The organism is Pseudomonas sp. TH31 (genome assembly GCF_016650815.1).
GTDB lineage: Bacteria > Pseudomonadota > Gammaproteobacteria > Pseudomonadales > Pseudomonadaceae > Aquipseudomonas.
In genome coordinates this window covers 54,181-73,373 of sequence record NZ_JAEKEZ010000022.1, presented here as the reverse complement: position 1 = coordinate 73,373, position 19,193 = coordinate 54,181, and the positions used below count along the sequence as shown (strand labels likewise).

General features: G+C 59.3%; 17 protein-coding genes, 1 tRNA gene and 4 pseudogenes. 15 read left to right on the top strand and 7 right to left on the bottom strand.

Features of this window, described 5'->3' with window-relative positions; translation table 11 throughout:
- Positions 1–212: 212 nt before the first annotated feature.
- From JFV26_RS14950 to JFV26_RS14905, 10 genes and pseudogenes are all read left to right on the top strand, one after another.
- Positions 213–1,172 (top strand): YbgA family protein, encoded by a 960-nt coding sequence (locus JFV26_RS14950; RefSeq protein WP_201193520.1) that lies wholly within the window; start codon positions 213–215, stop codon positions 1,170–1,172.
- Positions 1,173–2,114: a MerR family transcriptional regulator gene (locus JFV26_RS14945; protein ID WP_201193519.1), complete on the top strand. Its 942-nt coding sequence runs from the start codon at positions 1,173–1,175 to the stop codon at positions 2,112–2,114.
- A 20-nt stretch (positions 2,115–2,134) separates the two neighbouring features.
- Positions 2,135–3,578, top strand: a pseudogene (gene phrB, locus JFV26_RS14940) (deoxyribodipyrimidine photo-lyase).
- Positions 3,571–3,993 (top strand): nuclear transport factor 2 family protein, encoded by a 423-nt coding sequence (locus tag JFV26_RS14935; protein ID WP_201193517.1) that lies wholly within the window; start codon positions 3,571–3,573, stop codon positions 3,991–3,993. The pseudogene phrB and the gene JFV26_RS14935 overlap by 8 nt, the downstream one beginning before the upstream one ends.
- Positions 3,990–4,772, top strand: coding sequence for an SDR family NAD(P)-dependent oxidoreductase (locus tag JFV26_RS14930; RefSeq protein WP_201193515.1), 783 nt, complete (start codon positions 3,990–3,992; stop codon positions 4,770–4,772). Before JFV26_RS14935 ends, JFV26_RS14930 begins: the two co-directional genes overlap by 4 nt.
- A complete protein-coding gene (locus JFV26_RS14925) occupies positions 4,769–6,016 on the top strand; it encodes an FAD-dependent oxidoreductase (RefSeq protein ID WP_201193513.1) in 1,248 nt (415 codons plus the stop codon). Before JFV26_RS14930 ends, JFV26_RS14925 begins: the two co-directional genes overlap by 4 nt.
- Positions 6,013–6,829, top strand: a pseudogene (locus tag JFV26_RS14920) (DUF1365 domain-containing protein). The gene JFV26_RS14925 and the pseudogene JFV26_RS14920 overlap by 4 nt, the downstream one beginning before the upstream one ends.
- On the top strand, positions 6,816–8,087 hold the full coding sequence (locus JFV26_RS14915; RefSeq protein ID WP_201193509.1) for an SAM-dependent methyltransferase: 1,272 nt from the start codon (positions 6,816–6,818) through the stop codon (positions 8,085–8,087). The pseudogene JFV26_RS14920 and the gene JFV26_RS14915 overlap by 14 nt, the downstream one beginning before the upstream one ends.
- Complete coding sequence (locus tag JFV26_RS14910) at positions 8,080–8,583, top strand: DUF2878 domain-containing protein (RefSeq protein ID WP_201193507.1); 504 nt, start codon at positions 8,080–8,082, stop codon at positions 8,581–8,583. The genes JFV26_RS14915 and JFV26_RS14910 overlap by 8 nt, the downstream gene beginning before the upstream one ends.
- A gap of 53 nt (positions 8,584–8,636) precedes the next feature.
- A complete protein-coding gene (locus JFV26_RS14905) occupies positions 8,637–8,942 on the top strand; it encodes a YkgJ family cysteine cluster protein (RefSeq protein WP_201193505.1) in 306 nt (101 codons plus the stop codon).
- A 123-nt stretch (positions 8,943–9,065) separates the two neighbouring features.
- Here JFV26_RS14905 and JFV26_RS14900 read toward each other — a convergent pair whose 3' ends face one another.
- From JFV26_RS14900 to hemA, 7 genes and pseudogenes are all read right to left on the bottom strand, one after another.
- Positions 9,066–9,584: an acyloxyacyl hydrolase gene (locus tag JFV26_RS14900; RefSeq protein WP_201193503.1), complete on the bottom strand. Its 519-nt coding sequence runs from the start codon at positions 9,582–9,584 to the stop codon at positions 9,066–9,068.
- A gap of 120 nt (positions 9,585–9,704) precedes the next feature.
- Positions 9,705–10,496, bottom strand: a complete 792-nt coding sequence (gene murI, locus JFV26_RS14895) for a glutamate racemase (protein WP_201193501.1) — start codon at positions 10,494–10,496, stop codon at positions 9,705–9,707.
- On the bottom strand, positions 10,489–11,244 hold the full coding sequence (locus tag JFV26_RS14890) for a molybdopterin-synthase adenylyltransferase MoeB (RefSeq protein ID WP_201193499.1): 756 nt from the start codon (positions 11,242–11,244) through the stop codon (positions 10,489–10,491). Before JFV26_RS14890 ends, murI begins: the two co-directional genes overlap by 8 nt.
- Complete coding sequence (prmC, locus tag JFV26_RS14885; protein WP_201193497.1) at positions 11,238–12,068, bottom strand: peptide chain release factor N(5)-glutamine methyltransferase; 831 nt, start codon at positions 12,066–12,068, stop codon at positions 11,238–11,240. The genes JFV26_RS14890 and prmC overlap by 7 nt, the downstream gene beginning before the upstream one ends.
- Positions 12,069–12,587 carry a peptide chain release factor-like protein gene (locus tag JFV26_RS34900; protein WP_446739932.1) on the bottom strand — a complete coding sequence of 173 codons (519 nt, stop codon included), beginning with the start codon at positions 12,585–12,587 and terminating at the stop codon, positions 12,069–12,071. It lies immediately after the preceding gene.
- Positions 12,588–12,596: 9 nt separating this feature from the next.
- Positions 12,597–13,150, bottom strand: a pseudogene (locus tag JFV26_RS34895) (PCRF domain-containing protein); the annotation flags it as partial.
- Complete coding sequence (gene hemA / locus JFV26_RS14875; protein WP_201193495.1) at positions 13,147–14,433, bottom strand: glutamyl-tRNA reductase; 1,287 nt, start codon at positions 14,431–14,433, stop codon at positions 13,147–13,149. The gene hemA and the pseudogene JFV26_RS34895, both read right to left, overlap by 4 nt.
- Before the next feature lie 387 nt (positions 14,434–14,820).
- Between hemA and JFV26_RS14870 the strand changes: the two are divergent.
- The 5 genes and pseudogenes from JFV26_RS14870 (at position 14,821) to JFV26_RS14850 (ending at position 19,119) form a co-directional block, all read left to right on the top strand.
- Positions 14,821–16,544, top strand: a pseudogene (locus tag JFV26_RS14870) (tetratricopeptide repeat protein).
- Between the two features lie 4 nt (positions 16,545–16,548).
- Positions 16,549–17,166 carry a lipoprotein insertase outer membrane protein LolB gene (gene lolB, locus JFV26_RS14865; protein ID WP_201193493.1) on the top strand — a complete coding sequence of 206 codons (618 nt, stop codon included), beginning with the start codon at positions 16,549–16,551 and terminating at the stop codon, positions 17,164–17,166.
- A 2-nt stretch (positions 17,167–17,168) separates the two neighbouring features.
- On the top strand, positions 17,169–18,020 hold the full coding sequence (gene ispE, locus JFV26_RS14860) for a 4-(cytidine 5'-diphospho)-2-C-methyl-D-erythritol kinase (protein ID WP_201193839.1): 852 nt from the start codon (positions 17,169–17,171) through the stop codon (positions 18,018–18,020).
- Between the two features lie 36 nt (positions 18,021–18,056).
- Positions 18,057–18,131: transfer RNA gene (locus JFV26_RS14855), tRNA-Gln, on the top strand.
- Positions 18,132–18,177: 46 nt separating this feature from the next.
- Positions 18,178–19,119 (top strand): ribose-phosphate pyrophosphokinase, encoded by a 942-nt coding sequence (locus JFV26_RS14850; protein ID WP_003208392.1) that lies wholly within the window; start codon positions 18,178–18,180, stop codon positions 19,117–19,119.
- The last annotated feature ends 74 nt before the right edge of the window (positions 19,120–19,193 follow it).

Genomic DNA, 19,193 nt, shown 5'->3' with positions numbered 1-19,193 from the left:
CCGCGTTCGAACGATCTTTTGATCTTGCTCTTCAGCCACTCCCAAAAACCAGGATCAAAAGATTGCAGCCTTCGGCAGCTCCTACAAAGGGTTCCTCGCAATCCTGCAAAAAACCTATACAAATAATTTGACTTGTACACCTCTGAATCTATGATGAAGACCATGTTGTACAGAGCAAATATTCTGTACAGGTTTAGATTCGAGGTGCTTCGATGTCCATTGCCACCGCCAAACTGAAAATCGCCATCAGCGCCTGCCTGATGGGTGCCGAGGTGCGCTTCAACGGCGGGCACAAGGAGTCGCGGCTGTGCAGTCGGACCCTCACTGATTACTTCGATTTTGTCCCGGTGTGCCCCGAAGTCGCGATCGGCCTCGGCATCCCCCGCGAGCCCATTCGCCTGATCGGCGATCCCGACCATCCCGAAGCCGTCGGCACGGTCAACCCGCAGATTAACGTCACTCAGCCGCTCGCCGAGTACGGTCGGCAGATGGCTATTGAACTGGGCGATATCTGCGGCTACATCTTCATGCAGAAATCACCGTCCTGCGGACTGTTGCGGGTCAAGGTCCATCACACCAACGGGGCCCCGGTGGAGGGCAGTGGTCGCGGTATCTACGCCCAGGCGTTCTGCGAACTACACCCGGACCTGCCGGTGGAAGAAGACGGCCGGCTCAACGACCCGGTGCTGCGGGAGAACTTCCTGACCCGCGTGTTCGCCTACAGTGCCTGGCAACAACTGCTGGAAGAAGGCCTGACTCGTCGCGGCCTCATCGAATTCCACTCGCGCTACAAATACCTGCTGATGGCGCACAACCCGGTGCAATACAAAACCCTGGGCAACTTGCTGGGCAACATGGGCCAGACCGCCCCCGAGGACCTTGGCCCGCGCTATTTCAGCGAGCTGATGGAGGCGCTGAAAAAATGCGCCACCCGACGCACCCACACCAATGTCCTGCAACACATCAGTGGTTATCTCAAACAGGCCATCAGCGCTGAAGACAAACGGGAAATGCAGCATGTCATCGGCCAATACCGCCAAGGCATCGTGCCCTTGGTGGTACCGCTGACGCTGCTCAAGCATCACTTGCGGCAACACCCCGATCCGTACATTGCGCAACAGGTTTACCTGCAACCGCACCCGGAAAACCTCAGCCTGCGAAATGCGATCTAAATGAACGACACTCCCGACACCAGCGCCAGCGAAGACCTCGGCGCCGACTTCAAGAAAGCCCTGGACGAAGGCTGGTTGCCGATTCGTGAAGTCGCGCGCCAGACCGGAGTCAACGCCATTACCCTGCGCGCCTGGGAGCGGCGCTACGGCTTGATCGTGCCGCAACGCACACCCAAGGGGCATCGGTTGTTCTCGGCCGAGCACGTCCAACGAATCCTGACAATTCTTACCTGGCTCAATCGCGGCGTCGCCGTCAGCCAGGTCAAGCAATTGCTCGACACCCCACAGGCTTTCACCGAGGCCATCGAAAACGACTGGCAATTGCTGCGTCACACGCTGCTGCAATCGGTCACTCAACTGAACGAACGTACCCTTGATGACAGCGTTAACCAAGCCATGGCGTTGTACCCGCCACGGACCTTGTGCCAACAGTTGCTGATGCCTTTGTTGACCGAACTGGAACAACGCTGGCAAGGCCAGTTCGGTGCGCAGATGGAGCGGGTGTTCTTTCATTCCTGGTTACGCAGCAAATTCGGCGCACGCATCTACCATAACAACCGTCAGTTGCGCACCGCGCCGTTGCTGTTGATCAATCAGTCGGATTTGCCCCTGGAACCTCACCTGTGGCTCACCGCATGGCTGATCAGCAGTGCCGATTGCCCGGTGGAAGTCTTCGACTGGCCATTGCCGGCCGGCGAACTCGCCCTGGCGGTCGATCACCTGCAAGCCCGTGGCGTACTGCTGTATTCCAGCAGAGCCATGAACCTTGCGCAGCTGCCAAAACTTTTGAATGGTGTCAGCTGCCCAAAAATGATTGTCGGACCAACGGTGTGCATCCACCACGCCGAGTTGTCCGTAAGAACTACCGAAATCGCTGATTTATTCCTGGCCGAAGATCCCTTGTCGGCCCATCAGGAACTGGTTCAGCGCGGGCTTATTTAATGAATCGTACGGACACCACCATGCAACTGATCTGGCTGCGCAGCGACTTGCGCCTACACGACAACACCGCCCTTTCGGCCGCCGCAGCCCGCGGCCCTTGTGTGGCGGTGTATCTGTTGAGCCCGGAGCAATGGCTGGAGCATGACGACGCCCCCTGCAAAGTGGATTTCTGGCTGCGCAACCTGGGCCAGTTGAGCCTGGAACTGGTCAAGTTCAACATTCCCCTGCTGGTCCGTCAGGCGTCACGCTGGGACGCCGCGCCGAAGGTTCTGCTCGACCTGTGTCGGCAATTGGAGATCGGCGCGGTGCACGTCAACGAGGAATACGGCATTCATGAAACCCGCCGCGATAATGCAGTGGCCCAGGCACTGAAAGCAGCCGGCATCGACTTCCACAGCTACCTCGATCAACTGCTGTTATCGCCGGGCACTGTGCTGACCAAAACCGGGACGTACTTCCAAGTGTTCAGTCAGTTCCGCAAAGTCTGCTACGACCGACTGCGCCACTCATTGCCAGGCCTGGTGGTCGCTCCCGGAGTTCAAGCGCCCCAGGCCATCGCCAGTGATGAAATCCCGGTCAGTGTCGAAGGCTTCGATACACCAAAAGAAAGCCTGCGCGCCCTGTGGCCCGCCAGTGAAGCGCAAGCCAAGCGCCGGCTCGATACATTCGCCGACGCGCAAATCGATGACTACCAGAGCCAGCGCGACTTCCCGGCCAAGCCCGGCACCAGCCAGCTGTCGGCTTATCTCGCGGCCGGGGTGATTTCCCCGCGCCAGTGTTTGCACGCCGCGCTGCAAAGTAATCAGGGCGAATTCGAAAGCGGCAAGGTCGGCGCAGTCACCTGGATCAACGAGCTGCTGTGGCGCGAGTTCTACAAACACATTCTGGTGGGTTACCCACGGGTCTCGCGCCATCGCGCCTTCCGCCCGGAAACCGAAGCCCTGGCCTGGCGCGATGCGCCAAATGAACTCGCGGCTTGGAAAGAAGCCCGCACCGGCCTGCCGATCATCGACGCGGCCATGCGCCAATTGCTCGAAACCGGCTGGATGCACAACCGCCTGCGCATGGTGGTAGCAATGTTCCTGACCAAGAACCTGCTGATCGACTGGCGCGAAGGCGAGCGCTTCTTTATGCGTCACCTGATCGACGGCGACCTCGCGGCGAATAACGGCGGCTGGCAATGGAGCTCGTCCACCGGCACCGATTCGGCGCCCTACTTCCGGATTTTCAACCCGCTGAGCCAGTCTGAAAAGTTCGACGCCGAAGGTGTGTTCATCAAGCACTGGTTGCCGGAACTGGCCGGGCTGAACAAAAGAAGTGCACAACCCGGCGAATGCCGGCGGTTTGTTCGGCGTTACAGATTATCCATCGCCCATCGTCAATCTCGGCAAGTCTCGCGAGCGAGCCCTGGCCGCATTCAAGAACCTGCCATCGCGACAGGACGCCGGAGGTGGTCATGAGTGAATTCCTGCGGCGCTTTGCCCAGCAGTTTTCGGACCTGAACAAAGACAATCTGCAACGGCTCAATCAGCTCTACACCCACGACGTGCAGTTCACTGATCCGCTGCACGAAGTTCAGGGCCTGGTGCAGTTGCGTAGCTACTTTGAAGAGCTCTATGCCAACGTCAGTGAACTGCGTTTCGACTTTCACGGCTTCGACCAGATTGGCGAAGGCGAAGGTTATTTGCGTTGGGTCATGAGCTACCGCCACCCGCGCCTGGCCGGCGGCCAGTTGATTCGGGTCGACGGCTGCTCGCACCTGCTCTGGCACGACAAGGTTTATCGCCACCGGGATTACTTCGATGCCGGCGCACTCCTCTATGAACACCTCCCCATATTGGGCCGGGCCATTGCCTGGCTGAAAAGGAGAATGGGATGAGTCTTACACCTCCACGGCGATACTGGTTAACGGGTGCGAGCAGCGGCATTGGCGCCGCGCTCGCCGAAGAAATATTGAAAACCGGCGCTCATCTGGCCGTCAGTTCACGCTCGGCAGTACCACTGAAAGTCCTGTCCCAGCGCTATCCCGGGCAAGTGATGGTGGTGGCAGGGGACCTGACCAATAGCCAGACCGTGCGTGAGATCGGTGAGCGGATTGCCGCAGACTGGGGCTCCCTGGACACAGTGATCCTCAACGCCGGCACCTGCGAATACATCGACGCCAGGCAGTTCGATGCATCGATCGTCGAGCATGTGGTGCGCACCAACCTGCTTGCCAGCAGCTATTGCATCGAAGCAGCCCTGCCGTTGCTTCGCGCCGGCATTGCAGCGCATCTGGTCGGCGTCGCCAGTTCGGTGACCTATCTGCCGCTGCCTCGGGCCGAAGCCTACGGCGCGTCGAAGGCCGGGCTGCGTTACCTGTTCGAATCCCTGCGCATCGACCTGGCGTGCGAAGGTATTGAAGTCACCGTGGTCAGCCCAGGGTTTGTCGACACGCCGCTGACGGAGAAAAACGACTTCCCGATGCCGCTCAGTTGGCCTGTGGATAAAGCCGCGCGGCACATCTTTTCCAGACTGAAGAACCGTCCACTGGAAATCGCTTTCCCGGCACTCTTCATGGCCGCCCTCTGGCCACTGTCGAAAATGCCCAACCGGGTGAAACTGGCGATCGGCAAACGCATGGTGCGCAGCAATCCGCCGATCAAGGATCAGTCGTGAACATCGCCATCATCGGCAGCGGTATCTCGGGGCTGACTTGCGCCTACCTGCTCAATCGCAGCCACGCGATCACCCTGTTCGAAGCCGGCGCCTGGGTCGGCGGGCACACCCACACCGTGGAGGTGACCGTCGATGGCCAGCGCTATGCCGTGGACACCGGTTTCATTGTGTTCAACAACTGGACTTACCCGAATTTCATTCGCTTGCTGGGCCAACTCGGCGTGGGCTTCAAACCCACCGAGATGAGCTTCTCTGTCACCGACCCGGACTCAGGTCTCGAATACAACGGCAACAACCTCAACAGCCTGTTCGCCCAGCGGCGCAACCTGCTGTCGCCAGGGTTCTGGGGCATGTTGTGCGACATCCTGCGCTTCAATAAAGAAGCTCCGCGCGACCTCGAAGAACAACGAATCGCCGCCGACACCACCCTCGGTCAATACCTGAACGCCGGCGGCTACGGCGAGCGCTTTATCCTGCATTACATCGTGCCGATGGGCGCGGCAATCTGGTCGATGTCCATGGCCGACATGCTCGGTTTCCCGTTGCAGTTCTTCATCCGTTTTTTCAAGAATCACGGGTTGCTGTCCATCAGCAATCGTCCGCAATGGTGCGTGATCGAAGGTGGCTCCAGCGCTTATGTCGCGCCGCTGACCGCATCGTTCAAAGACAAGATCCGGCTCAACTGCCCGGTGACCCGCGTCGAACGCGATGAAGAGGGCGTCGTTATCCACAGCACCGTCGGCAGCGAGCGCTTCGATAAAGTGGTGTTCGCCTGCCACAGCGATCAAGCGCTGGCGCTGCTGGCCAGACCAAGCAGCACCGAACAGTCGATCCTCGGCGCCCTGCCCTACGCCGACAACGAAGTGGTACTGCACACCGACACTCGTCTGCTGCCCAAACGCAAACTCGCCTGGGCCAGCTGGAATTATCGACTCGGTGGCGCCGGACATGCATTGGCCGCCGTGACCTACGACATGAATATCCTGCAAGGCATCCAGAGCGACACCACGTTCTGCGTCAGCCTCAATCAGGGCGCCGGCATCAGCCCGTTCAAGGTGCTCGCCAAATACACTTACGCCCATCCGCAATACAGCCTCAAAGCCGTGGCGGCGCAGCAGCGCTGGGAAGAATTGGACGGCGTGCAGCACACCCATTATTGCGGCGCCTATTGGGCCAACGGCTTTCACGAAGACGGGGTGGTCAGTGCTCTGCGCGTTGCCCGCTCGTTGGGTGAAACGCTGTGAACAGCGCCCTCTACAGCGGCTGGATCGCCCATCGGCGGTTTGCCCCCAGACGCCACGAATTCCGCTACCGGATCGGCCTGCTGTACCTGGACCTCGATGAGCAGGACGCCGTGCTCGGGTTGTCGCCGTTGTCGGGCAGCAGCCGTTTTGCACCCTTCTCGTTTCGCGAGAACGACTATTTGAAAGGCTTTACCGGCACCGGGATGCGCCTGATCGATGCGGTGCGCCAGCAGGTTGGCCAAACCATCGGCCATGAGCCGCAAGGCTCGATCTGCCTGCTGACCCAGGCCCGCAGCTGGGGTCTGTCGTTCAATCCGGTGAGTTTTTTCTATTGCCACGAAGCCGACGGCCAACTGGCGGCAATTCTCTGCGAAGTCACCAACACCCCGTGGCGCGAGCGTTATCACTACGTGTTGCCGGCCAAGGCCCCCGTGGACTTGCAGGATTTCCACCAACATTTCGCCGTGGCCAAGGCGTTTCATGTTTCGCCGTTTTTGCCGCGCGACCTCGAATACCGCATGAGTTTCAGCCCCGCCGCGCAAAAGCTCGGAGTGCACATGGCCGACTGGCAGGGCGAACTGAAACTGTTCGACGCCACGCTCAACCTGCAACGCGAGGCGCTGGATCGCGACAGCCTGCACCGTTACTTGCGGCGCTTCCCCTGGATGACCGCGAAAACCTGCCTGGCGATCTATTGGCAGGCCATTCGCCTGTTGCTCAAGCGCGCACCGATTTTTGCTCATCAGGCTGCCGATGGCAGCTTTCAAACCGCCATCGTCCCCCCCAAAGGATCGCCGCCATGAAATCCTCTAGCATTTCGGCCAAAGCCAACCTGCTCAGCACCAACGGCCTGTCCGGCTCGCTGCTGCGCCGGGGCGTGCTGCGCCAACTGGCGCACCTCGAACATGGGCAACTGGTCGTGGTCGAAGACGGCGAACGCCATGTATTCGGCACGGCTGGCAATCATCTGCTGGGGGAAATCCATATTCTCGACGCTTCGGTCTGGGGGTTGGTGGCGAGCAACGGCTCGATCGGGGCCGGTGAAGCGTTCATCCTCGGTTACTGGAGCTCGCCCGATCTGACGGCGGTGGTCCGGGTGTTCGTCAGCAACCTTGAAGTGCTGGATGCGCTGGAAGGCGGGTTGGCCAGACTCAGCCGGCCGTTCGTGCAAGGACTGCACTGGCTTAACCGCAATACGCGCAAGGGCTCGCAGAAAAACATCGCGGCTCATTACGACTTGGGCAACGACCTGTTTGAGCAGTTTCTCGACCCGACGATGATGTATTCGGCGGCGCAGTTCCTCACGCCCGAAGACAGCCTGGAACAGGCGCAACTGAACAAGCTGGCGCGGATCTGCCAGAAACTCGCCCTGCAACCCAGTGACCACTTGCTGGAAATCGGTACCGGCTGGGGCAGCATGGCGCTTTACGCGGCGCAAAATTACGGCTGTAAAGTCACCACCACGACACTCTCCAAAGAGCAGTACGCTTTCACCGCCCAGCGGATCGAAGCACTTGGCCTGCAAGAGCAGGTGACGTTACTGCTCTCGGATTACCGCGACCTCACCGGGCAATACGACAAACTGGTGTCGATCGAGATGATTGAAGCCGTTGGCCATCGCTTCCTGCCGACCTACTTCAAGCAATGCGCCCATCTGCTCAAGAGCAACGGCTTGATGCTGTTGCAGGCAATCACCATCCGCGAGCAACGTTACGAACAAGCCAAGACCCATGTCGATTTCATCCAGCGCTACATTTTCCCCGGTGGTGCGCTGCCCTGCGTGCAGAAGATGCTGGAGATCGTCAGCCGCGATACCGACATGAACCTGCTGCACATGGAGGATTTCGGCCTGCACTACGCCCGAACCCTGCGCCTGTGGCATGAGAACTTTCGTCGCGCCCACGGTCGGCTGAGCGAATTGGGCTACGACGATTATTTCCTGCGGCTGTGGGAGTTTTACCTGTGCTACTGCGAAGGCGGCTTCCTGGAGCGCACCATCGGCACTGCCCAATTGCTGCTGGCCAAACCGGCGGCAATGCCGGCGCCACTGCTCGGCCGTTTCGATGCTTGAACGCCTGGCCAACGCCGCGCTGTTTCAGGTCGGCTGGTTTGCCTGCGTGGTGGGCGGCAACAGTCTGTGGCTGTTGGTGGCACTGGCGGCGCTGGTGATTCATCTGCTGTGGATAAGTCGTTGGGTCGACGAAGGTCGCCTCATCCTCAGCGTGGTGCTGCTCGGCACCACCGTCGACAGTTCATTACGCGGGTTGGGAGTATTCGATTTTACCGACGTCGCGCCGTTGATTCCGCTGTGGCTGATGCTGCTGTGGGCGCTGCTGGCGACCACTTTGCGCCACTGCCTGATGTGGAGCGCCAGCCCTTGGTGGCTGGCCAGTCTGCTCGGCGCCATCGGTGGACCGCTGTCGTACTACGCCGGCAGCCAACTGGCGGGCGTGCAGTTTCCCTACGGCCAGATTCCGACGCTGATTGGCATCGGTCTGCTCTGGGCGATGCTGTTTCCGACGCTGCACTTCATGGCCCGGCGGCTGGCGGCGGATCACCCCGACTGAGCGTCCGTCAGGCCTTTCACACAGCATCGATCCACTGCCTTACACTGCGCCCCATGAAAACCATCCCCCTCACGCAAATCGCCGAGCCGGCGGTCACGTGCTCGACCTGCTCAGCCTGCTGCTGCCAGCTCGAAGTCATGCTGATCACCGAAACCGGCGTGCCCGAACGTTTTATCGATACCGATGACTGGGGCGGGGAAGTGATGTTGCGCCTGGATGACGGCTGGTGCGCGGCGCTGGATCGCAACACGATGATGTGCACCATCTACGAAAAACGCCCGCTGATCTGCCGGGAATTCGAGACGGGGTCGCCGGAGTGTATGGAAGAGCGTCAGGGGATTGTGTCGGTTTATCGCTGAAAGCGAAATCACCGACGATCTAATGTGGGAGCGGGCTTGCTCGCGAAAGCGGACCGACAGTCAACGTAAATGTTGAATGTTAAATCGCTTTCGCGAGCAAGCCCGCTCCCACATTGACCGCGCTTACAACGGCATCGTGTAGTGCAACGCGTAGCTTTCTACTCCACCGTTACTGCTGTTGATCCCGGCATTGGAATAGTGCGTCGCACGAATCCCGATCTCATGCCCACCGGCAAAGCGCAGTCCAAAACCCAAGCGGTCTTCGAACTGAAAGGACTCGCCAATGTTGTTGTCTTCAATTTGGGTACGGGAAAACAACGCCACGCCAATCCCCGCTTCGACATACGGTTTGACGTTTTGCCCGGCAAACTCGTAAACAAATACCGGCGAGAACGACAGGCTACTGGCGGCGGGCGTCCTGTCGCCATCCCAATAGGTGTAGGCGCCGCTCCAGTAACCGGTCACACGACCGACGTCACTTTGCAGCCAGGTCTTGTCCCAATCGAATTGCAGGCCCAAGCGGTAGGTCATGGTCGAATCGCTGGTCTGGCCGATCCCGAACTCCACGCCAGCCGCCTGAGCGGTAATACTTTGCCCCATCAATGCGGTCGCAATCGCGGCCAAACAGAATAGTCGCTTCATTAGAAACATCCTTTTCCGAACGATTTCGTGTGGTTTTTTTTGTAGCTCACAGACACAGCTATAGAAGTCGACGCTTAATTGGAAGTTCACCCCAATTACTCGTTTGCCCCAGCATTTTCTCTAACCGTCGAAGCTTCGCACAACGCCGGACGAATGCCACAGTACCGGCAGGATATTTCTGAAATGTTCCGGCTCGGCACTGGTCCAGAACTGCGCGGCACGAGCAGGTCCCTCGGCGAGCAATTGCCCCTCGGCCAACAGACGTTGCAGTTGCCGCGCAACAGCGGCACCGGTATCGATCAGGCTGATAGGCTCCGGAATCATCTGCTTAAGCAATGGCTTTAGAAAGGGGTAATGCGTACAGCCGAGAATTATTGTGTCGGCGCCGGCGGCCAACAGCGGCTCGACATAGCCTTGAAGCAACTGACGCAGGGTCGCACTGTGCAAGTCGCCGCTTTCAATCAGCTCTACCAGGCCTGGGCATGGCTGGGTGATGACGCGCACATCGGCGGCAAAACGGTCGAGCAACGCAGCGAACCTGGCGCTTTGCAAGGTGCCGGTTGTAGCCAATACACCGACCACGCCACTGCGGGTGGCCGCCGCGGCCGGTTTGACCGCGGGCTCCATGCCGACGATGGGCCATTCGGGATAATCACGACGCAAATTGGCGACGCCGGCCACGGTAGCCGTGTTGCAGGCCAACACCAGTGCCTTGGCACCCTGTTGCCGCAAGAAATCGGCGATCACGCTGCAGCGCTGCTGGATGAATTCGGGGGTTTTCTCGCCGTAGGGAATATTCCCGCAGTCGGCGACATACAACAGCGACTCGTCAGGCAGCAAACGCTGGATCTCGGCCAGCACCGAAAGCCCACCGACGCCGGAGTCGAACACGCCAATCGGCGCTTCACGCATGGGCCGGCCCACAAACGCTGCAACCCGGATCACGCTTGACCCGCAACTCACGAAAACGCGTGCCCAAGGCATCGATCAACAACAAGCGGCCGACCAGCGGCTCGCCAAAACCGGCCAGCAACTTGAGTGCTTCAAGCGCTTGCAGGCTGCCGACCAGCCCCACCAGCGGGCCGATGACCCCGGCTTCGCTGCAGGTCAGTTCGGCTTCGCTGCCGTGACCATACAAGCAGTGGTAGCAGGGACTCTCCGGACGGCGCGGGTCAAACACCGACAACTGCCCTTCCAGACGAATCGCCGCGCCGCTGACCAGCGGTTTGCCAGCCGCCACACACGCGGCGTTGACCGCCTCGCGGGTGGAGAAATTGTCGGAGCAGTCGAGTACCAGATCCACCGTTGCAACCGCAGCGGCCAGGGAATCTTCGTCCAGCGCCGCACGATGGGCGATCAGTTGAATCTGGGGATTGATCGCGCTCAAACGGCGGATCGCCGAATCGACCTTGCTCATGCCAACGCTGTTGGTGTCGTGAATGATCTGGCGTTGCAGGTTGGTCAGGTCGACCGTATCGAAGTCCGCCAGATGCAGCTCACCGACACCGGCCGCCGCCAGGTACAGCGCGACGGGAGAACCCAGGCCACCAAGGCCGACGATCAGCACACGGCTTTGTTTGAGCCGCAACTGACCGTCGATGTCGACGTGTTGCAACAGAATCTGCCGGCTGTAGCGCAACAATTCCTGATCATTCAGCACGGCAGGCGCCCCAGGCTGATCCGTTCGTGACCGCCCAGATCGGTGCGGCTGTGGACTTCTTCAAAACCACGGGTCAGCAGCAAATCACGCACCGCGCCGGCTTGGTCATAGCCGTGTTCCAGCATCAACCACCCACCGGCTTCGAGGTAGTCCGGTGCCTGGGCGACGATCAAACGCAGGTCGTCGAGCCCGTCGACACCGGCGACCAAGGCACTGGCCGGCTCAAAACGCACGTCACCTTCCACCAGATGCGGATCGGCGGACGCGATGTACGGCGGGTTGCTGATGATCAGCTCAAAGCGTTGACCTTCCAGGGCGCTGAACCAATGACTGCTCAGCACCGTGGCGTTGTTGAGGTGCAGACGCTGGCGATTGCGCTCGGCCAATGCCACGGCTTCGAGTACACGGTCGACAGCAGTCACCTTCCAGGCCGGACGCTCGCTGGCCAGGGCCAATGCAATCGCGCCGCTGCCGGTGCCCAGGTCAAGGACCAAGGCCGGTGTAGCGGGCAACAGTTCCAGCGCAGCTTCCACCAGCAACTCGGTGTCCGGGCGCGGGATCAGCGTGTGCGGCGCGACTTCCAGATCAAGCTTCCAGAAACCTTGCAGACCCAGAATGTAAGCCACCGGCTCACCGCCGCGACGACGCTGTAAATAGCTGGCAAAGGTCAGCGCCGCTTCGCTCGGCACAATGCGCTCGGGCCAGGTATGCAGGAAGCTGCGGGACTTGCCCAAGGCAGCCGCCAGCAACAATTCGGCATCCAGGCGCGCCGTCGGAGAGTCGGGGAGTTCGGCAGCACGCAACAAACTGGCAATGATCGTCATTTACTCACCTATCGCCGCCAATTGGTCGGCCTGGTACTCGGCCAACAACGGCTCGATCACTGCATCGACACCACCGGCGAGGATTTCGTCGAGGGAATACAGCGTCAGGTTGACCCGGTGGTCGGTGACACGGCCCTGGGCAAAGTTGTAGGTGCGGATCCGCTCGGAGCGATCACCTGACCCCACCAGCAGCTTACGCTCGCTGGCGATGGCATTCGCAGCGGCGCTGGTCTGCTGGTCGTTAAGCTTGGCCGACAGCCAGGACATCGCCCGGGCGCGGTTCTTGTGCTGGGAACGTTCTTCCTGGCATTCGACGACAATACCGGACGGCAAGTGCGTGATGCGGATTGCCGAGTCGGTTTTGTTAACGTGCTGACCGCCGGCGCCGGAAGATTTATAGGTATCGATCCGCAAGTCCGACGGATTGATCTCGATCGCTTCCTGCTCGTCCGGCTCGGGCAACACCGCCACGGTGCAGGCCGAGGTGTGGATGCGACCCTGCGATTCAGTCGCCGGCACCCGTTGCACACGGTGCGCACCGGATTCGAATTTCAGCTTGCCGTAGACATTCTCGCCTTCGACCCGGCAATGACTTCTTTGAAGCCGCCGTGCTCGCCGATGTTCTCCGAGAGAATCTCCACCCGCCAGCCACGCCGCTCGGCGTAACGCGAATACATGCGGAACAGGTCGCCGGAGAAAATCGCCGCTTCGTCACCGCCGGTGCCGGCACGAATTTCGAGGAATACGTTGCGCCCGTCGTTCGGGTCCCTGGGCAGCAGCATGCGTTGCAGCCGGGATTCGATTTCGATCAGTTGCTCCTTGGCTTCGCGGACTTCTTCCACGGCCATTTCGCGCATGTCCGGGTCGCTGTCCTTGAGCAGTGCCTGGGCGCCTTCGAGGTCGCCTTGCACTTTAAGCAGCTGTTTATAGGTTTGGACAATCGGCTCGACTTCCGCGTATTCCTTGGAATAGGCGCGGAATTTGTTCTGATCGGAAATGACTTCGCCATCGCCAAGCAGAGCGGTCAATTCCTCGAAACGGTCCTGGAGGATGTCCAGCTTATTGAGCAGTGACGCTTTCATTGCGGTTTTTTATCCGAGCTATCCGACGAGCCCTCACCGAGGGCAAAGAGTTCCTGGGCCATGGCCAGCGCATCGAGGCGGCCTTCGGCAGTCAACTTTTTCAACTGCACACTAGGCGCGTGCAACAGTTTGTTGGTCAGCCCGCGGGCCAGTTGCACCAGCACGTCTTCGGCGCTGCTGCCGTTGGCCAGCATGCGCTGGGCCTTTTGCAATTCTTCATCACGCATGCGCTCGCTTTGCTGACGATAAGCCTTGAGCACATCCACCGCCGCCAGTTCGCGCAGGCGCACCATAAAGTCATCGGCGCCGATCGACACCATCTCTTCCGCCGCTTGGGCAGCGCCTTGTCGGCTCTTGAGATTTTCGGCGACCACTTCGTGGAGATCGTCGACGCTGTACAGATAAACGTCGTCGAGTTCGCCGACTTCAGGCTCGATATCCCGAGGGACGGCGATATCCACCATGAAGATCGGTTTGTGCTTGCGCAGTTTCAGGGCACTTTCCACCGCGCCTTTGCCCAGGATCGGCAACTGGCTGGCGGTGGAGCTGATGACGATGTCGCTGCGCACCAGTTCAGCCGGGATGTCCGAGAGCAGCACGGCGTGGGCGCCGAACTGTTCGGCGAGAATGCTCGCGCGTTCCAGCGTCCGGTTGGCGACGACGATGCGCTTCACGCCCAACTCGTGCAGATGACGGGCGACCAGGGTGATGGTCTCGCCTGCGCCGATCAGCAGGGCCTGGCTGCGTTGCAAGTCGCTGAAAATCTGTTTCGCCAGGCTGACTGCGGCAAACGCCACGGACACCGGGTTTTCGCCGATGGCCGTATCGGTACGCACTTGTTTGGCCGCGTTGAACGTGGCCTGGAACAACCGCCCCAGCAACGGGCCGATAGTGCCGGCTTCGCGGGCCACGGCGTAGGCCGATTTCATCTGGCCGAGAATCTGCGGCTCGCCCAACACCAGTGAATCGAGCCCGGAGGCGACCCGCATCATGTGACGAACTGCCGCATCATCTTCGTGCACATAAGCGCACGCACGCAGCTCTTCGAGGCTTAGATGATGATAATCAGCCAGCCAGCGCAAGATGACGTCCGCCGAAAGGTGATCCTGTTCTATATAAAGCTCACTGCGATTGCAGGTGGAGAGGATCGCAGCTTCGCGGCTGTCAGTGAGTCGGCAGAGCTGTTGCAAGGCCTCCACCAGTTGCTCAGGGGTAAAGGCCACGCGCTCGCGGACGTCTACTGAAGCAGTCTTGTGGTTAATACCGAGTGCAAGAAAGGCCATTCAAGGTCGCTGATGGTGACGTGAAGCCGGCAATTGTCCTACTTCGTCAGATTGAGAACAACCACTCGATATCTATCGCTGCGGTAGGAAGCGCCAGAGTCTGCGAGCGGTTCTCGTTTACACAGGTCCCGGGCTTTTGTAGGAGCTGCCGAAGGCTGCGATCTTTGGCTGCGTCGAAGATGGCCAAGAGCAAGATCAAAAGATCGCAGGCTTCGCCAGCTCCTACAGAAGCTGCGATCTTTTGCCTTTAAGGAGCAAGATCAAAAGATCGCAGGCTTCGCCAGCTCCTACGGGGGAACGCGCGCGGGTAAATTGGCCGGGCGGTTATGTTTGGCCGAAGGCTTGTGTCATGATGATCCGACCGCAGGTTAGTCGTCCTTCTCCTATATGAATAGATCTTCCGCGTTGCTCCTCGCTTTTGTCTTCCTCAGCGGCTGCCAGGCCATGGCACCCGTGTCGTCGGACGGTACGCCGCCGACTGAAGACAGCACTCCAGCCCCTGAAAAGCCCAAGGTCTACAGCTCATTCAGTGAAGAAACCGTCTTCAGTCTGTTGAGCGCCGAACTGGCTGGCCAACGTAATCGTTTCGACATTGCGCTGGACAACTACGTGACCCAGGCCATCAATACTCAGGATCCGGGCATCTCCGAGCGGGCATTCCGCATCGCCGAGTACCTGGGCGCCGATCAGGCTGCCCTGGATACCGCGCTGATCTGGGCGAAAAACGCCCCGGACGACCTCGAGGCGCAACGGGCGGCAGCCGTGCAACTGGCGCGTGCCGGGCGTTATGACGACTCCATGGTCTACATGGAGAAAGTCCTGCAGGGCAAAGGCGACACGCATTTCGATTTTCTGGCCTTGTCGGCGGCTGACACCGACCAGGGCACCCGCAACGGCCTGATGAAAAGTTTCGACCGTTTGCTGCAACGCCATCCAAAGAACAGCCAGTTGATTTTCGGCAAGGCCTTGCTGATGCAGCAGGACGGCGACGCCAAAGGCGCGCTGACCTTGCTCGAAGACAATCCGCCGGACGACGGCGAAATCGCCCCGATCCTGTTGCGTGCGCGCTTGCTGCAAACACTCGACCGTGGCGGTGAAGCCTTGCCGCTGCTGCAAAAAAGCATCAGGAAATACCCGGACGACAAACGCCTGCGCCTGACCTACGCCCGCATGCTGGTCGAACAGGACCGCATGAACGACGCCAAAGTCGAATTCTCCAGCCTCGTTCAGCAATATCCGGAAGACGACGAACTTCGTTATTCCCTGGCGCTGGTATGCCTGGAAGCCAAGGCCTGGGACGAGGCCAAGGGTTACCTGGAAGACCTGATCGCCCGGGAAAGCCATGTGGACTCGGCGCACCTGAACCTCGGCCGTATCGCTGAAGAGCGCAACGACCCGCAAGGCGCCCTGATCGAGTACGCCCAGGTCGGCCCCGGTAACGATTACCTGCCAGCGCAATTGCGTCAGGCCGATATCCTGATGAACAACGGCAAGAGTGCCGAAGCACAAAGCAAACTGGCGGCCGAGCGCGATACTCAACCCGATTACGCGATCCAGTTGTACCTGATCGAGGCCGAGACCCTGTCCGCCAACAATCAGGGCGACAAGGCCTGGAAAGTTCTGCAACAAGCGCTGCTGCAATACCCGGACGATCTGAATCTGCTGTACACCCGGCCATGCTCGCGGAAAAGCGCAATGACCTGGCGCAGATGGAAAAAGACCTGCGCCTGATCATCAAGCGCGACCCGGACAATGCGATGGCGTTGAATGCCCTCGGCTACACCTTGTCCGACCGCACGACCCGTTATGAAGAAGCCAAGGCCCTGATCGAACACGCTCATCAGCTCAATCCGGAAGACCCGGCGGTACTCGACAGCCTCGGCTGGGTGAATTTCCGCCTGGGCAATCTGGATGAGGCCGAACGCTTGCTGCGTCAGGCTTTGGAACGCTTCCCCGACCAAGAAGTCGCCGCGCACCTGGGCGAAGTCCTGTGGACCAACGGCAAGCAACGGGAAGCCAAGCAAATCTGGGGCAAGTTCCTTAAGGACCAGCCCGACAGCCCTACCCTGCGCGGCACCATCAAGCGCCTGACCGGATCAGAGACTCTTTAAGATTATGTTTTTGCGCCACGTTATTGTTTTCAGCTTTATCGCCCTGCTCGCCGGTTGCGCGGGCTTCGGTGCCCGTGAATCGGTCCAGGGTCAAGGCAACCCGGCCCAATGGAACGTGTACAAACAGCAGATGACCAGCCTCGACGGCTGGCAGATCAACGGCAAGATCGGCATTCGCGCCCCCAAGGATTCGGGCAGCGGCACGTTGTTCTGGCTGCAGCGACAGGATTACTACGACATCCGTCTTTCCGGCCCGCTGGGTCGCGGCGCTGCTCGCCTGACCGGTCGCCCGGGCAAAGTGTCGCTGGAAGTCGCCAACCAGGGCCGCTATGACGCGACCTCTCCTGAAGCCTTGCTCGAAGAGCAAATGGGCTGGAAATTGCCGGTGTCCAATTTGGCCTGGTGGGTTCGCGGGCTCCCGGCCCCGGACAGCAAAAGTCGCCTGACCCTGGACACCGACAGCCGCCTGGCCAGCCTCGAACAGGATGGCTGGCAGGTCGAGTACCTCAGTTACGCCGAACAAAACGGCTATTGGTTGCCCGAGCGAATCAAACTGCACGGCACCGACCTTGATATCACGCTGGTGATCAAGGAATGGCAACCACGCAAACTGGGGCAGTGAACATGACCGCTGCGCGCTTGACGCTACCGTCGCCGGCCAAACTCAACTTGATGCTGCACATTCTTGGGCGCCGTGAAGACGGTTATCACGAGTTGCAGACGATTTTTCAGTTTCTCGATTACGCTGATGAAATCACCTTCGCCGTGCGCGATGACGGTGTGATTCATTTGCACACCGAGTTCGAGGGTGTTGCTCACGACAGTAACCTGATTGTTCGAGCGGCGAAAAAACTTCAGGAACAATCCGGTTGTTCGCTCGGCATCGACATCTGGATTGAAAAAATTCTGCCCATGGGCGGTGGAATCGGTGGCGGCAGTTCAAATGCCGCGACGACGTTGCTCGGCCTCAATCACCTCTGGCAACTGGGTTGGGATGAGGATCGACTGGCCGCGCTGGGCCTGACACTGGGCGCTGACGTCCCGGTTTTCGTGCGCGGGCATGCCGCTTTCGCCGAGGGTGTCGGTGAGAAACTCACCCCTGTAGACCCCGAAGAACCGTGGTATCTGGTGCTGGTGCCGCAAGTATCTGTAAGTACAGCAGAAATTTTTTCAGATCCGTTGTTGACACGTAACTCTTCTGCCATTAAAGTGCGCCCCGTTCCCAAGGGAAACAGTCGTAATGACTGCTTACCGGTAGTAGCAAGACGTTACCCAGCTGTACGTAACGCTTTGAATTTGTTAGGTAAATTTACCGAAGCAAAACTCACCGGCACTGGAAGTTGTGTGTTTGGGGGCTTCCCAAGCAAAGCTGAAGCTGATAAAGTCTCGGCCCTTCTTACAGAGACCCTTACAGGGTTTGTAGCAAAGGGAAGCAACGTTTCGATGTTGCATCGCAAGCTGCAAAGTCTGCTCTAAAAGAACCGATTACTGGGTAATCGTTGCAACAGATACAGGGGCGTCGCCAAGCGGTAAGGCAGCAGGTTTTGATCCTGCCATGCGTTGGTTCGAATCCAGCCGCCCCTGCCATTTTCCTATACTCATCCAGGTTACCCTCAGCCTTCAGGTACTGCGCGTGTCCAAGATGATGGTCTTTACGGGGAACGCTAACCCCGATCTGGCTCGGCGTGTTGTACGTCAGCTGCATATCCCTCTCGGTGACATCTCTGTCGGTAAGTTTTCCGACGGCGAAATTACTGCCGAGATCAATGAAAACGTCCGCGGTAAAGATGTTTTCATTATTCAGCCGACTTGCGCTCCGACTAACGATAACCTGATGGAACTGGTAGTGATGGCTGATGCCTTCCGCCGCTCCTCGGCTACTCGTATCACTGCTGTTATTCCTTACTTTGGTTATGCCCGTCAGGATCGCCGTCCGCGTTCCGCACGTGTGGCTATCAGCGCGAAAGTCGTCGCTGACATGCTTACCGTAGTCGGCATCGATCGTGTTCTCACGGTTGACTTGCATGCTGACCAAATCCAGGGTTTCTTCGATATTCCGGTAGATAACATCTACGGCTCCCCAGTTTTGGTGGATGACATTGAAGATCAGCGCTTCGAAAACCTGATGATTGTGTCCCCGGACATTGGCGGCGTCGTGCGTGCACGTGCTGTTGCCAAATCCCTGGGCGTGGATCTCGGGATCATCGACAAACGCCGTGAGAAAGCCAATCACTCTGAAGTGATGCATATCATCGGTGATGTCGAAGGGCGTACCTGTATTCTGGTCGATGACATGGTCGATACCGCCGGCACTCTGTGCCACGCGGCCAAGGCCTTGAAAGAGCATGGCGCTGCCAAGGTTTTCGCCTACTGCACACACCCTGTGCTGTCCGGTCGGGCGATCGAAAACATCGAAAATTCCATGCTGGACGAACTGGTGGTGACTAACACCATCCCGTTGTCAGCAGCTGCTCAAGCCTGCTCGCGTATCCGTCAACTGGATATCGCGCCGGTAGTTGCCGAGGCGGTTCGCCGCATCAGCAATGAAGAATCGATCAGCGCGATGTTCCGCTAAGGGCCCAGCCCTTCTCGAATGTCTCGTTGACGAAAAGCGCCCCGCCCCGGCATTCCTGTCGGGGCGGGGCTTTT